12 protein-coding genes are annotated in these 13,767 nt (G+C 62.9%); 6 read left to right on the plus strand and 6 right to left on the minus strand.

Annotated elements, in window-relative coordinates:
* The first annotated feature begins 22 nt into the window (after positions 1-22).
* Positions 23-1,696, plus strand: coding sequence for an acyl-CoA synthetase (locus tag ACFT1A_RS23275; RefSeq protein WP_378448956.1), 1,674 nt, complete (start codon positions 23-25; stop codon positions 1,694-1,696).
* Entirely contained in the window at positions 1,696-2,811 is a 1,116-nt protein-coding gene (locus ACFT1A_RS23280; protein ID WP_003945863.1) for a nitronate monooxygenase family protein, read from the plus strand. Before ACFT1A_RS23275 ends, ACFT1A_RS23280 begins: the two co-directional genes overlap by 1 nt.
* Positions 2,812-2,866: 55 nt before the next feature.
* On the opposite strand, the gene ACFT1A_RS23285 is transcribed toward ACFT1A_RS23280, so the two are convergent.
* The 6 genes from ACFT1A_RS23285 to ACFT1A_RS23310 all read right to left on the minus strand — a co-directional run bounded on the left by ACFT1A_RS23285 (position 2,867) and on the right by ACFT1A_RS23310 (position 9,409).
* Positions 2,867-3,022 (minus strand): hypothetical protein, encoded by a 156-nt coding sequence (locus tag ACFT1A_RS23285; protein ID WP_230814877.1) that lies wholly within the window; start codon positions 3,020-3,022, stop codon positions 2,867-2,869.
* A 67-nt stretch (positions 3,023-3,089) separates the two neighbouring features.
* On the minus strand, positions 3,090-3,827 hold the full coding sequence (locus tag ACFT1A_RS23290; protein ID WP_007734278.1) for a FadR/GntR family transcriptional regulator: 738 nt from the start codon (positions 3,825-3,827) through the stop codon (positions 3,090-3,092).
* Between the two features lie 60 nt (positions 3,828-3,887).
* Positions 3,888-4,706: an ABC transporter ATP-binding protein gene (locus ACFT1A_RS23295; RefSeq protein WP_378448957.1), complete on the minus strand. Its 819-nt coding sequence runs from the start codon at positions 4,704-4,706 to the stop codon at positions 3,888-3,890.
* Positions 4,703-6,781, minus strand: coding sequence for a dipeptide/oligopeptide/nickel ABC transporter permease/ATP-binding protein (locus ACFT1A_RS23300; RefSeq protein WP_378448996.1), 2,079 nt, complete (start codon positions 6,779-6,781; stop codon positions 4,703-4,705). The genes ACFT1A_RS23295 and ACFT1A_RS23300 overlap by 4 nt, the downstream gene beginning before the upstream one ends.
* Positions 6,781-7,740, minus strand: coding sequence for an ABC transporter permease (locus ACFT1A_RS23305; protein WP_020906304.1), 960 nt, complete (start codon positions 7,738-7,740; stop codon positions 6,781-6,783). Before ACFT1A_RS23305 ends, ACFT1A_RS23300 begins: the two co-directional genes overlap by 1 nt.
* Positions 7,741-7,783: 43 nt before the next feature.
* Entirely contained in the window at positions 7,784-9,409 is a 1,626-nt protein-coding gene (locus tag ACFT1A_RS23310; RefSeq protein ID WP_378448958.1) for an ABC transporter substrate-binding protein, read from the minus strand.
* A gap of 275 nt (positions 9,410-9,684) precedes the next feature.
* Here ACFT1A_RS23310 and ACFT1A_RS23315 point away from each other — a divergent pair, with 275 nt between their 5' ends.
* From ACFT1A_RS23315 to ACFT1A_RS23330, 4 genes are read left to right on the plus strand one after another with little or no spacing between them, the layout of a single operon-like run.
* Positions 9,685-10,743, plus strand: coding sequence for a Gfo/Idh/MocA family protein (locus ACFT1A_RS23315; protein WP_378448959.1), 1,059 nt, complete (start codon positions 9,685-9,687; stop codon positions 10,741-10,743).
* Entirely contained in the window at positions 10,740-11,735 is a 996-nt protein-coding gene (locus tag ACFT1A_RS23320) for a Gfo/Idh/MocA family protein (protein ID WP_378448960.1), read from the plus strand. Before ACFT1A_RS23315 ends, ACFT1A_RS23320 begins: the two co-directional genes overlap by 4 nt.
* Positions 11,732-12,790: a Gfo/Idh/MocA family protein gene (locus tag ACFT1A_RS23325; RefSeq protein ID WP_378448961.1), complete on the plus strand. Its 1,059-nt coding sequence runs from the start codon at positions 11,732-11,734 to the stop codon at positions 12,788-12,790. The genes ACFT1A_RS23320 and ACFT1A_RS23325 overlap by 4 nt, the downstream gene beginning before the upstream one ends.
* 46 nt (positions 12,791-12,836) lie before the next feature.
* On the plus strand, positions 12,837-13,766 hold the full coding sequence (locus ACFT1A_RS23330; protein ID WP_378448962.1) for a dihydrodipicolinate synthase family protein: 930 nt from the start codon (positions 12,837-12,839) through the stop codon (positions 13,764-13,766).
* Position 13,767 lies beyond the last annotated feature (1 nt).

Below are 13,767 nucleotides of genomic sequence, written 5' to 3' on the forward strand. Positions count from 1 at the left end.
TAACACGTTCTACTTTGATCTCGTGGCCCTTAACATCGCAGACTTCGTAGAGCACGCAATCGACCTCGTTCCGGACCGCGTTGCGCTGGTCTCGGACAATCGCGAGTCGACTTATGCGCAGTTGGAGGACCGGGCGAATCGCCTCGGTCACTACCTGCGTGAACATGGCGTTCAGCCGGGTGACAAGGTCGGCATCTACTGCCGGAACGTCATCGAGGCGATCGAGGCCATGGTCGCCGTTTTCAAAGTCCGGGCCGTGATGGTCAACATCAACTACCGGTACGTCGAGAACGAGTTGCAGTACATCTTCGACAACTCCGACATGGTTGCGCTCATTCACGAGCGCCGCTACTCGGACAAGGTCGCGAACGTCCTGCCGAACACTCCCAAGGTCAAGTCCGTCATCGTGGTCGAGGACGGCACCGATCTGGACTTCAGTGCTTTCGGCATCGGCTACGAGGACGCACTCGCACAGAGTTCGGGTGAGCGCGATTTCGAAGATCGCAGCAACGACGACATCTTCATGCTCTACACCGGCGGCACGACCGGTAGCCCCAAGGGCGTCATGTGGCGTCACGAGGACTGGTGGCGTGTGCTCGGCGGCGGCATCAACTTCGTCACCGGAGTCCCGGTCGAGGACGAGTACGAGATGGCGAAGGTCGGCGCTGCCAACCCGAGCATGATCCGCTACCCGATCCCCCCGATGATTCACGGCGGCTCCCAGTCGGCGGTGTTCCACAGCCTCTTCGGCGGCGGAACCTGTTTGATGCACCCGGAGTTCGACGCCCACGAGGTGTGGCAGAACATCGACAAGCACAAGGTCAATCTGATCTTCATCACGGGCGATGCAATGGGCCGCCCGATGCTCGACGCACTGATCGCCGGAAACCCGGAGACCGGTGAGCCGTACGATCTTTCGACGCTCTACGTGATGGCCAGCAGTGCTGCCCTCTTCTCGCCGAGCATCCAGGAGCAGTTCCTCGAACTGCTGCCCAACCGCCTGCTGACGGACTCCATCGGCGCGTCCGAGACCGGCTTCGGCGGACTCGCCGTGCTGAGCAAGGGCCAGAAGCACACCGGCGGTCCGACGGTCAAGATCGACGCCTCCACAACGGTTCTCGACGACGACGGTAACGAGGTCGAGCCAGGTTCGGGCAAGCGCGGCATGCTCGCTCGCAGGGGCAACATCCCGCTCGGTTACTACAAGGACGAGGTCAAGACGGCCGAAACCTTCCGCACGATCAACGGTGTTCGTTACTCGATCCCCGGCGACTACGCGCAGGTCGAAGCCGACGGCACAGTCACGATGCTCGGCCGCGGTTCCGTGTCCATCAACAGCGGCGGCGAGAAGGTGTACCCGGAAGAGGTCGAGGGCGCTTTGAAGGCGCACCCGGACATCTTCGACGTGCTGGTGGTCGGTATCCCCGACGACCGGTTCGGTCAGCGCGTTGCCGCAGTGGTTCAGGTACGCGAAGGCACGTCGCCGACGCTGCACGACATCGCGACCGCAGCGCGCAAAGAGATTGCCGGATACAAGGTTCCGCGCAGCGTGTGGTTCGTGGACCAGATCAAGCGCAACCCGGCAGGCAAGCCCGACTACCGCTGGGCGAAAGCCGAGACGGAATCGCGCGAGGCTGACGATCACAACGGAAACGGCGCTCCTGTGGCGTCACCGGCAGAAAGCGTGGAAGCCTGATGCGTTCGGATCTCGCCGACAAGTTCGGCATCGAATACCCGATCTTCGGATTCACTCCCTCCGAGCACGTCGCGGCCGCCATCAGTCGCGCGGGCGGTCTTGGTGTTCTCGGTTGCGTCCGGTTCAACGACCCGGAAGAACTCGAAGCCGCGCTGACGTGGATGGACGAGAACACCGACGGTAAGCCGTACGGCGTCGACATCGTCATGCCGGCCAAGGTGCCGACCGAGGGCGGTGCCGTCGACCTCGACAAGCTCATTCCGGAGGAGCACCGCGCCTTCGTCAATCGCACACTCGACGAGTTGGGTGTGCCGCCGCTTTCCGACGACGTCGAGCATGCGACCGGCGTACTGGGATGGCTTCACTCGGTGGCGCGATCTCACGTCGATGTTGCTCTGGGACATCGGATTGCGTTGATCGCGAATGCACTGGGATCGCCGCCGAAGGACGTGATCGATCAGGCACACGAGAAGGGCGTGCCGGTAGCAGCACTGGCCGGCGCCGTCGAGCATGCACGTCGTCACGTCGAGAACGGCGTCGACATCGTGATTGCGCAGGGCTACGAGGCCGGCGGTCACACCGGCGAGATTGCGTCGATGGTTCTGGTTCCGGAAATCGTTGACGCACTAGGCGATTCGGCTGCCGTGCTGGCTGCCGGCGGTATCGGCAGCGGCCGTCAGGTGGCTGCTGCACTCGCGCTCGGTGCGTCCGGAGTGTGGATGGGCTCGTACTGGCTCACCACGTCCGAATACAAACTCGGCAGTGCGTCGGGCGAAGGCCCGTCCGCTATTCAGCGTGCACTGTTGGGCGCGACGTCGGCCGACACCGTACGTTCGCGCATCTACTCGGGTAAGCCCGCTCGGTTGCTCAAGACCAAGTGGACGGAAGCCTGGTCGAACCCGGGAGCACCGGCGCCCTTGCCGATGCCGCTGCAGAACCTACTGGTCAGCGACGCTCATCAGAGAATCGCTGCATCGGAGAACCCGGAAGTTGTGGCAATGCCCGTCGGTCAGATCGTGGGACGGATGAACGAAATCCGCCCGGTCGCCGAGGTGATGGCCGAGCTGGTGTCAGGGTTCGAGGACGCGCGAACCCGACTGGATTCGATGAAGTAGTAGATGACACGTACGTATGCCCTCGGCCGAGTTTCGGTCGAGGGCATACGTCGTTTCAGCCGGCGAGGTCGTCCGGTCCGACGCTGTCCGACAACCATTCTCCGCGGCTGAGAACGCCGTCGTCGCGGCGACGTGCGATCACGAAAATGACCAAGGCGGCAGCGAGGACAACTGCGAGAACGCGCGAAGGCGTCAGGTTCGGGTTCTTCATACCCGTAATTTTGCCGGAAGAACGGGCGCGATGGTGAGACAGCGGAGCAAAATCACGTGTTTCGAGATTACTGCGCTTCGGACGCATGAAGACTGGCGATCCGCTCGCGCAGGCCACCGAAGTGCACATCGAGAGTGTGCGCCGCCTCGACTGCATCACCCGTACGGATCGCGTCGAGAATCGCACGATGCTTCGACGCGATGTCGATCAGTGGCGTATCCGAATGCCCGATGGCCTGCTGGATCTCGCTGTACACCTGCCAGAAGACGTCCATCAACTGAGCGAGGACCTGGTTGTCGAGCGGGGAGTACAGGCGGGAGTGGAAGGTCGCGTCGATGTCGGAGAAGTTCTTCCCCGCGGCGGCACGGACCTCCATACCGGTGACGAGTTCGTCGAGGTCAGCATGGTCGGCCGACGTCATCTCGGCCATCGCCGCACCGATCAGTCCGGTCTCGAGTGCTTGACGAATGTCGACCAGTTCCATCGCCTCGTGCCCGGTGCCCTGCAAGGACAACCGGCCACGGAAGGTCAGACCGTCGGCGAGAGCGTCGAAGTTGCTCGGGGCGACGAACATTCCGAAGCCGTGACGGATCTCGACGACGCCCAAGGCCTGCAGAACCTTGAGCGCCTCCCGGAGCGTGTTCCGGCCGATTCCCAATTCCTCGGACAGTTCGGCCTCGGTGGGCATCGGGTCGCCGGGGGAGAGTCTGCGTTCGAGGATCAAGTTCATGATGTCCGTCTGAAGTGCGCGCATGCGGTTTTGCGCGCTGAAACGAGCGCCCTGTGTGCCACTCCGGACAGACATCGATTCCCCTTTTCTGATACGAACGTCCTTCATCCTATGTCCGGTCATCCGCTCCATTGGTCAACCCACGTCAACGGTGCGTTGCAGGAGACTGGGCGCCGCACCCAGCAGTTTGGCCGTGTACGCATCCGACGGGTTGTCGAATACTTCCTGCGCCGTTCCCTGCTCGACGATCCGCCCGGCGTTCATGACGACGATGGTGTCGGAGACGTACCGCACCGTCTGTATGTCGTGCGAGATGAACACCATGCCGAGCCCCAACCGAGCCTTGATGTCGCTGAGCAGGTTCAGGATCTGCGCGCGCACCGAGACGTCGAGAGCCGACGTCGGCTCGTCGGCCACGATCACGTCAGGTTCGAGCGCGAGTGCCCGTGCGATCGCGACACGTTGACGCTGACCGCCGGAGATCTGGCTCGGGATGACTTCGAGTGCAGATTGGGGGAGCCCGACCAAACCGACCAGCTCGCGAACTCGGGCGGTCCGGCTCGCGCGGTTCCCGATGCCGTGGACGTCGAGCGGATCGGTGAGGATGTCGGCCACCGTCATTCGCGGATTGAGCGCGGTAGCCGGATCCTGGAAGACTATCGAGATCGCCCGCCCGAACTCTTTGCGCACGCCCGCCGACCGGGTCAGAGCGCTTCGGCCGCGGAAGACCACGTCGCCCGACGTCGGTTTCTGCAGTCCGACCATGACTTTCGCCAGAGTGGACTTGCCACAACCCGACTCGCCCACGATGCCGATCGTCGTCCCTCGTCGTACGTCGATACTGACATCGTTGACCGCGTGAACCGTGCCGGGTTTGAAAAGTGATCCCGAACGGGTCTTGTGGACGACGTGAATGTTCTTCAGTTCCAGGATGGGTGCTTCAGTTGTAGTCATCGCACGCTCTCCAATTCCGATTCTGCATGTGCGGGAGTCGCGGACTGGTTGGCGAACCAATGCTCGGTCCCGTCGATACGGACCATCTCCGGCTTTCGCAGGGGATCGGAGTCCGGGCGAGTGGAACGCTCGGCGAAACGGTCTCCCGGCGCGAAGTTTCCGGGTGAGGGCACAGTTCCCTGAATCTGATGCAGTCGCGGCGCTTCGTCCTCGATCGAGAGAACGGCACCGAGAAGGCCCTGGGTGTATTCGTGGCGGGGATCGACGAGCAGATCGCTTGTCGGGGCCGATTCGACGACCTGACCGGCATACATCACCGTGATCTTGTGGGCCAGCGAGGCAACCAGTGCCAGGTCGTGGCTGACGAAGACCATCGCAAAACCCAGCTTTTCCCGAAGGTCGTTGAGCAAGTCCACGACCTGGGCCTGGACGGTGACGTCGAGAGCAGTGGTGGGCTCGTCCGCGACGATCAACCGCGGACTACGGGTGAGCGACATGGCGATCAGGACGCGCTGACGCTGACCGCCGGACAACTCGTGCGGGTAGCTGGCGAGAGTGCGTACCGGATCGAGTCCGACGAGTTCGAGCAGTTCCTCGGCCGTGCGGGTACCGCCACGCTTGGTGAGCTGCTTGAACTGGGCGCGGATCAGCATCGCGGGATTGAGCGAACTCAGCGCATCCTGGTAGATCATGGCCATGTCGTGCCCGCGCAGCTTGTTTCGCTCCCGGTTGTTCAGCTCGAGGACGTTGACTCCGTCGAACAGGATCTCGCCGGTCACCACTGCCGTCTTGGGTAGCAGGCCCATGATCGCCAGCGAGGTGAGCGACTTTCCGCAACCGGACTCGCCGACGAGCGCCATCGTCTCGTTCGGGCGGACGGTGAAGCTCACGTTGTCGACGATCGCCGTGTCTCCGTAGCGTTCCGGGAACCGGATCGTGAGATTGCGGACCTCGAGGAGTGGCGCTGCATCGCCCTCGTACACAAGACGATCGGAGCGAGACCGCTCGGTTTCCGCCAGGATCTTCAGGTGAGTTTCGAGAGGCGTCGGCTCGGCGGCCGGCTCGAGAGCATCTTTCACGACGCTCGGGTCGGCGAAGTCGTCGGACGACTCCGCGCTGTCGGCGCTCAGTGCCGCTTCGTCCTCCAGAATGAGTTCGTTGGAGGTCTCCTCCGCTGCGGCGGTCTGCGCTGCTTCCAGTGCAGAGGGCGTCTTCTTGGTCTTCTTCAGGCTCGGGTCGGCCATCGCGTCGGTGAGCCCCTCGGCGAGCACGTTGAGGGAGAGCACCGTCAGCAGAATGAGCAGTCCGGGGAACACCGTTGCCCACCAACCACCGAGAAGGACCATGTTCTTGCCGTCGGCGATCACCGAGCCCCACGACGGATCCGGGGGACGGACACCGGCGCCGATGAACGACAGACTGGCCTCGAGCACGATGGCGTCGGCGACCATGACAGTGCAGAAGACGAGAACGGGCGCAGCACAGTTGGCCACGACGTGCTTGACGACGATGTGCGAAGTTCTTGCGCCGATGACCTTTTCGGCCGCGACGTAATCCTCGCCGTACTGAGCGAGAACGTTCGCCCGAACGACGCGGGCAACCATCGGCGTGTACAGGAACGCGATAGTGACGATCAGAACCGGGATGGAACCACCGAATGCTGCGACGAGTACGGCAGCGAGCGCGATGCCCGGGAACGCCATGACCACGTCGAGCACACGCATGATGGTCTCGTCGACGCCTTTTCGGCTCGTTGCGGCCACCGATCCGATGAGAGCGCCGGCGCACAGTGCGAGGAAAGTGGAACCGAGACCGATGGTCAGTGACCAGCGTCCGCCGTAGAGCAAGCGGCTGAACAGATCTCGGCCGAGACTGTCCTGTCCGAACCAGTGTGCGGAGCTGGGGCCGGAGGTACCGACCGCCTGTTCGAGCGGCGTGTACTGCGTGATCAGCGGCGCGAACAGGCAGGCGAGCACGATGATCGCGAGAACGGCCATCGAGAGCCAAGCCGAGAGGGGGAAGCGAGAAAAGGTGATGCCGGGTCGCGAAAGCTTCTCGGTGAGTTTTCTTCTCATCATGCTGCGCTCCGAAGTCGTGGATTGACGAGCAGGTAGAGGATGTCGACGGCGAGGTTGACGACGACGAAGCCGACCGCGATGACGATCACAACACCCTGAACGACTGCGGGGTCACCGTTGGTGACGCCGTTGATCATGAGCTGACCCATGCCGGGTAGGCCGAAGATCTGCTCGATGACCACAGCGCCGCCGAGGAGGTATCCGACCCGTAGACCCAGGACGGTGAGCGGGTTGATCAGCGCGTTACGCAACACGTTTCGGCCGATCACCACGTGATAGGGCAGGCCGCTGCCGATCGCGGTTCGGACGTAGTCCTTGTCCAACTCCTCGACCATGGACGTACGGATGATGCGCGTGAGTTGTGCTGCGACGGGCAGTGACAGGGACAGGGCGGGGAGTGCCATGTACCAGAGCCAGTCGGTGACGGAGTCGCTCGGATTGACGTAGCCACCGGTGGGGAACCATCCGAGCTGGACGGCCAGATACTGAATCATCAGCAGTGCCAACCAGAATGACGGTGCAGCCACACCACCGAGTGAGATCACTCGGATGACCTGATCCGGCCAACGATCGCGGAACAGTGCACTGGTGACACCGAAGATCAGTGAGAGCACGATGGCGATCACCAGTCCGAGAACCGTGAGCTGAATGGTCAGTGGCAGAGCGGTGGAGATCGAATCCAACACCGGGGTACCGGAAATCAGACTGTCACCCATGTTGCCGCTGACCAGATCGGTCACGAAGTGAACGTATTGCAGCGGAAGCGGATCGAGCAGACCGTTCTCTTCTTTGAACTGCTGCAACTGCTCCGCAGTCGGGTTGCCGCCGTTGAACGCCGCGGTTGCGGGATCGGTAGGCGCGAACTGCATCACGATGAAGACGAAAGCGATGATGCCGAGGATCAGGGGGATCAGTATCAGTAATCGCCTGATCAGCATGGGGAGGACTCTTGCCATCGGGGGATCTCTCAGTTGTGGGAAACGGCCGAGCGCACGGGTGTCAGGCCGGCTTCGCCTGAAGCAAGTTGACGCCGGGATACGGCAGCGGAGTGACGTCGGCGATCTTCTTCGGATCCCACGCCGTCAGGAGTTCCTGATGGAGAACCGGGTAGTAGACAGCGTTTTCGGCGATCTGGTTCAGGTACGACTGCACGAGTGTGCTGCGCTTGGCCGGGTCGGTCTCGCGGGTGGCCTCGTCCATGGTGGCGTAGATCTTCTGCGCCTCGGGGGTGTCGTCCCACTTGGCGTAGGTCTTCGTCCACAGGCCGCCCTTGCTGTACGTGTAGCGGACCAGCAGGTCGACGTCGCTGCCGAATGCCTGCGGGTTGGACGTACCGGCGGCGATCTGGAACTTCTGGCCGCTGTTGAGCTTGCTGACCATGGCGCTGGTGTCCTGCGGTTCGAGCGTCGTGTTGAATCCGACTGCGTCCCAAGACTCTTTGATGGTCGGCAAGCAGTCGGCCAGCCAGCTGACGTTGGTGGAGAGCAGTGTCAGGTCGAGACCACTGACGCCGGCGGCAGCGAGGAGCGAGCGCGCCTTGTCCGGATCGTAGGAGTAGACCGTCGACGCACGCGCGTAGTCGGGGTTGCGCTCGTACAGGTAGCTCGAGGCCGGTGCTGCCTTGCCGCCGAGGGCGATCTCGATCATCTTCGGGGTGTTGATCGCGTAGAACATCGCCTGGCGAACGCGAACGTCGTCGAACGGTGCCTGGGTGGTGTCGAAGAGCAGGTACATGAGGTTCATGCCCGGGTTGCCCTCGACGGTGCGCCCACCGGAGGTGAGGGTGGGGACGTTGGCGACAGGAATGTTGTCGGCGAGTTGTGCACCGGCATTGTTGCCCGAGACTCGTGCGATGCGTGAGGAGGTGTCGACGATGGACAGCCAGTTCATGGTCGCGAAGTTGGCCGGACGCGGCCCGTTGTACGCCTCGAAAGCCTCGAAAGCGGTGTTGCTCTTGGGGGTATGGCTCTTGAGCTTGTACGGACCGGAACCGACGACCAGCGCCCCGGACTTGGCCTCGTCCCAATGCCCGTCGAAGACGTGCTTGGGCATGATCTTGGCGATCGAGAGACGCTGTGCGGCAGCGCTGAACGGATAGTTGAAGTTCAGGGTCACCGTCTGGTCGTCGACCTTGGTGACGGACTGCAACCAGGAGGAGAAGAAGGAGCGGATCAGTACGTTCTGCTGCGGATCGAGGATGCGATCGAAGGTGAAGACGACGTCGTCCGAGGTGACGGGAGTGCCGTCGTGCCAGGTTGCGCCTTCGCGGATCTTCATGGTCCAGCTCGAGGCGGTGGCGTCGGTCGGGACTGCCTGTGCGAGCGCCGCATACGTCTCACCGGTGCCGGGATCGTTTTCGAGCAAGCCCTCGTAGACGTGGTTGACGGCTGCCATGAGGAAACCGGATGCAGTCTGCATCGGGTCGAAGCTCTGGTCGTTTCCGTATCCGATGGCGGTGGTCAGATCGCCGGTGCTCGCGGAACCGCCGACAACCGAAGTCGACGACGGGCCGCCGCCACAGGCTGCGAGAGTCGCGGTGATACCTGCTGCAGCTCCCAACAGCCCGGTGTACCGGAACAGGTCTCGGCGGGTGAACGCGGAGCTCAGCGGTCGTTCGTTCTTCAAGGCGGCCTCCAAGGCGGGGAGCGGGACATCAAGGGGAGTGGATAGGGGATGTCCTATGTTCGACGTCCGATGTTGCGTAACTTACATTGTGGATCAGAAAGCGTCTAGAGAATCTTCGGAACTCGCGTCGTCCAACTTCGCCTTTCGGTGGGTTTCGACGCGGAAATACTGCTTCTACCTGCATAGATGAAGACTGTGTTACTGGCCTCGAATTGACGGCCGATGACGCTGGCCGTATAACATAGGACATCCCTCATCCAATCTTTGGAGACTTCATGACCCGATACAAAGTCGGTGTGGTCGGTTGCGGATTCTTCGGTAGTTCCCTCGCTCGCGAGCTTGCTGCCCATCCACGTTTCGAACTGGCGATGCTGTGTGACCGCGACTTCGAGCGGGCAAAGGACGTCGCCGCGGAGTTCTCGGCAATCCCGACAGACGATCACGACGCGGTGGCTGCCCACCCGGACGTGGACCTCGTTGTCGTCGCGACGCCCAATCACGCGCACGCAGAACCTGCCATCGCAGCACTCGAACACGGCAAGGCAGTTTTTGTCGAAAAGCCACTCGCCGTCGAACTGGTCGATGCGCACAACATGATCGCGAGCGCCGATGCGAGCGGTTCACCGTTGATGGTCGGGCACATCATGCGGATGATGCCGGGTGTACGACGGCTGGCGGACCTGCTGACTTCGGGGGAACTCGGGGAGGTCGCTGCCATCGAAACGTCGCGCTCACGATGGATCGACACCGGCGGCGCAGATCCACAGTGGTGGAAGCTCGACAAGAGTCGAACAGGTGGAGAACTGACTCACGAAATTCACGAACTGGACCTGATGTGCTGGCTCGGCGGCGAGGTGACTGCCGTGTCGAGCATCGCCACGGCGGATGACGGCTTCCGCAACACTGTGGTCTCGTTTGCCGGCGGCGCGATCGGCAGACACACCATCTCCACGCGTTCACACACCTCGTCCTGGGAGCTGACGGTCAATGCCGCCGAAGGCTCGGTCCACGCGGACTTCCACACCGGCCGGGTCAGCCGACTGCGCGGGGGACAGGTCGAAGAGTCGTGGCCGATCTTCGACGTCGACGCCGAGAACCAATCCTTGATCGACTCCGCCAGCAGGACGCAAAAGTACAACTCGGGCAACGGCGGATCCTCGCTGTGGATGCAGGCTGCGATTCGCCACGAAATCGACGAGATGGCAGCAGTTCTCGACGGCAAGGCTGATCCCCACTCACCGTTGACATACGCACGCGAACGCGCACTCGTCGTCGCCGAACAGGTACGACTCGGTGGCGGCGAACCGGCAGCGTTGTCGGGACGTGCGAAGTGACCGTGCGCGTAGCCGTCATCGGCAGCGGAGGAATCGCGCGGGACCACGTCAGCGCTCTGGCGCGCATTCCGTCGGTCGAGCTCGCCTACGTATTCGGCAGTGACATGGACCGGGCGGCATCGGTCGCGGCGTTGGCTCCAGGCGCGAAGGCCAGTACCGATCTGGCGAAGATTCTCGCAGACCCGACGGTCCACGCGGTCAACGTCGTCGGGGCCACTCCCGACCACGCGCCGGTGACGATCGCCGCCGGTCGCGCGGGAAAGCATGTACACGTGGAGAAACCGGCCGCGCTGACAGTCGCGGACTTCGACGCCATGGTCGAGGCCACCGAAGGTGGCGGCACCTCACTGATGGTCGGACAGACCGTACGATTCCAGCCGTCGATCACCTCGATCGGAAACTCGGTTGCTCGAGGCGCCATCGGCGACCCCCGGTTGATCCACCTCAGTTGGTACACCGGCCACGTCTGGCCCGGAGGGTGGCGAGGCTGGCAACACGACAAGGCACGCTCGGGTGGTCACCCCGTTCACAACGGAACTCACGCACTCGACTTGGTGACGTGGCTGATCGGTCGTCGTCCGATCCGCGTTTTCGCTCGTAGTTTCCCGACTTTCGCGGCGGGGATGCCCGTGCACGACAGCTTCCATCTGACTGTCCGCTTCGAGGACGGATCACTGGCGCTCATCGAATTGGCATACGCACTACCACAATCGGGAAAGATGGTGCGCCGGATCGTGGTGTCCGGGACTACCGGCACGCTCGCGCACGACACCGGCGACGACCCGGGACTGATGACGGACACGACCAACGCGCCGCCGTCGTCGATCGAAGATGCGATGGCGCATCAGATGCGCCACTGGATCGCCACTCTCGACGGTTCCGCGACCCCGATAGTCGAGAACTGGCAGGTTCGTGCAGCTCTTGCGACTGCCGTCGCTGCACAACAATCACTCGACACGGGCCGCGCGATCGCGATCGGAGAGCACCGATGACCGGCACCGGTTCGATCCGCGTCGGATTTGTCAGCGGCGTAAGGCATGCCGGCTCCTATGCGGAGCTATTGCGCTCCGACCCACGAGTGCACCTAGTCGGCGCCTCCGACGAATCCTCGGTCCCCGATTGGATTCGTGAGGACGGAATCGCAATGGCAAAGGCCGCAGACATCGAGTGGTTCGACGAATTCGGCGAGCTACTCGATCCCGAACGGATAGACCTGGCGATCATCTGCAGTGAGCCGACCAGGCATGCGCGGCTTGCGATTGCAGCTTTGAACGCAGGGCTCGACGTCCTGGTGGACAAGCCGGTGGGTGTCGACGAGGCGGAGGCCGCGGCGGTTCAGGAAGCTGCACGGTCGAACGGACGAGTCTGTACGGTGGTGAACCGCACTCATTCACCTGCGTTACGGCGACTGCGCCGCTGGATCGATGCCGGGAACCTCGGACTGCCGCGCCACGTGGACATCGAGTTCCTCGCAAGCGGAACACATTTCGCCACCTCGGTGGAGCGTCCCGAACTGGTGGTGGATCCCGCGCTGTCCGGTGGGGGAGAAGTAGTGAACTTCGCCGGTTACGCTGCCGACTACCTCAGGTACCTCACCGGCTTGGATGTCACCGAGGTGTACGCCGAGACGAGCACTCTCTACGGCGGGGCCCACGAGCAGTTCGGTGTCGAAGACACAGCATTGATCTCGCTCGCCCTGGAAAACGGCGTTACCGCGACGGTGACCGTCGGAAGAATCTCCGCAGCACCGGGTTTCGGCGCAAACACCGCGACGGTTCGGGTCCTCGGCTCCCACGGATACGCGAGTTCGGACGACGACAAACCCGCGGTGACACACTTCGCGGCCTCGGGAGACGTGACAGCACTACCCATCGGCGGCTATGGATCGGACAACGCGGTGTCGAGTTTCCTCTCTCATGTGCTCGATCGACTTCCGACACGGACCGAACCCGACTACACCGTGGCAGACGCTCGTGCGTCGATGCGCGTGATCGACGCTGCTTATCGGTCTGCCTCGTGTGGGCAACCGGTATCCGTTTCTCTCTGACCGCCGCACCCACAACTCAATCCGACAACCAACAAATGGAGACCCCATGAGCACGGATACCACCACTTTCAGCGGAATCATCCCTCCGATCGTCACACCCCTGACGCTCGAGGGCGAGGTCGACACCAAGTCTCTCGAACGTCTGCTCTCACTGCAGATCGAAGCCGGAGTCGACGGCTTGTTCGTCCTCGGTTCCTCGGGCGAGGTCGGTTACCTCACCGACGCTCAGCGTGCCCAGGTGGTGCAGACTGCGATCGGGCATGTCGGCGGCCAGGTACCGGTCCTCGTCGGAGTGAACGACATGACCACCAACCGGGTCATCGCCGTTGCCGAGCAGGCGCGTGAAGCGGGCGCGGATGCCATCGTCGCGACGGCGCCCTTCTACGCGATCACCGACGCAGCCGAGACAGCAACACATTTCCGCTCCATCCATGCCGCAGTGGATCTTCCGCTGTTCGCCTACGACGTTCCGGTTCGCGTCCACAGCAAGCTCAACCCGGCAATGCTGGTCGAGCTCGGCCGCGAGGGAGTCATCGCCGGCGTGAAGGATTCGAGCGGCGACGACGTCAGTTTCCGTATGTTGCTTCGTCAGTCGGCCGGGCTCGAGAACTTCGCCGTCTTCACCGGGCACGAGGTAGTCGTCGACGGATGCCTGCTGATGGGTGCTTCGGGCGCTGTACCCGGCCTGGCCAACGTGGACCCGCACGGCTACGTGCGACTGTGGCGCGCTGCGCAGGCAGGAGACTGGGCCGCAGCGAAGGCCGAACAGGATCGACTCACCGATCTGTTCTCCATCGTCGAGGCGCCGACGCCGGGTCGCGTCAGCGCCGGTGCCGCCGGTCTGGGCGCATTCAAGACGGCTCTGGCCCTGCGCGGCGTCATCACCGGCAACACGATGTGCGCCCCGATGCTTTCGCTCGACGAGTCCGAGACCGCAACGATCAAGGTCGTTCTCGAACGGTCCGGGCTCCTCTGAC

It is taken from the genome of Rhodococcus sp. NPDC057135 (assembly GCF_042670865.1).
Lineage (GTDB): Bacteria > Actinomycetota > Actinomycetes > Mycobacteriales > Mycobacteriaceae > Rhodococcus_F.

What these genes read in the sequence shown, in the direction of transcription:
- ACFT1A_RS23305 (WP_020906304.1), bottom strand. Translation starts at nt 7,740, where the DNA reads ATGGCAAGAGTCCTCCCCATGCTGATCAGGCGATTACTGATACTGATC.
- ACFT1A_RS23280 (WP_003945863.1), top strand. Translation starts at nt 1,696, where the DNA reads ATGCGTTCGGATCTCGCCGACAAGTTCGGCATCGAATACCCGATCTTC.
- ACFT1A_RS23315 (WP_378448959.1), top strand. Translation starts at nt 9,685, where the DNA reads ATGACCCGATACAAAGTCGGTGTGGTCGGTTGCGGATTCTTCGGTAGT.
- ACFT1A_RS23285 (WP_230814877.1), bottom strand. Translation starts at nt 3,022, where the DNA reads ATGAAGAACCCGAACCTGACGCCTTCGCGCGTTCTCGCAGTTGTCCTC.
- ACFT1A_RS23330 (WP_378448962.1), top strand. Translation starts at nt 12,837, where the DNA reads ATGAGCACGGATACCACCACTTTCAGCGGAATCATCCCTCCGATCGTC.
- ACFT1A_RS23290 (WP_007734278.1), bottom strand. Translation starts at nt 3,827, where the DNA reads ATGTCTGTCCGGAGTGGCACACAGGGCGCTCGTTTCAGCGCGCAAAAC.
- ACFT1A_RS23295 (WP_378448957.1), bottom strand. Translation starts at nt 4,706, where the DNA reads ATGACTACAACTGAAGCACCCATCCTGGAACTGAAGAACATTCACGTC.
- ACFT1A_RS23325 (WP_378448961.1), top strand. Translation starts at nt 11,732, where the DNA reads ATGACCGGCACCGGTTCGATCCGCGTCGGATTTGTCAGCGGCGTAAGG.
- ACFT1A_RS23300 (WP_378448996.1), bottom strand. Translation starts at nt 6,781, where the DNA reads ATGAGAAGAAAACTCACCGAGAAGCTTTCGCGACCCGGCATCACCTTT.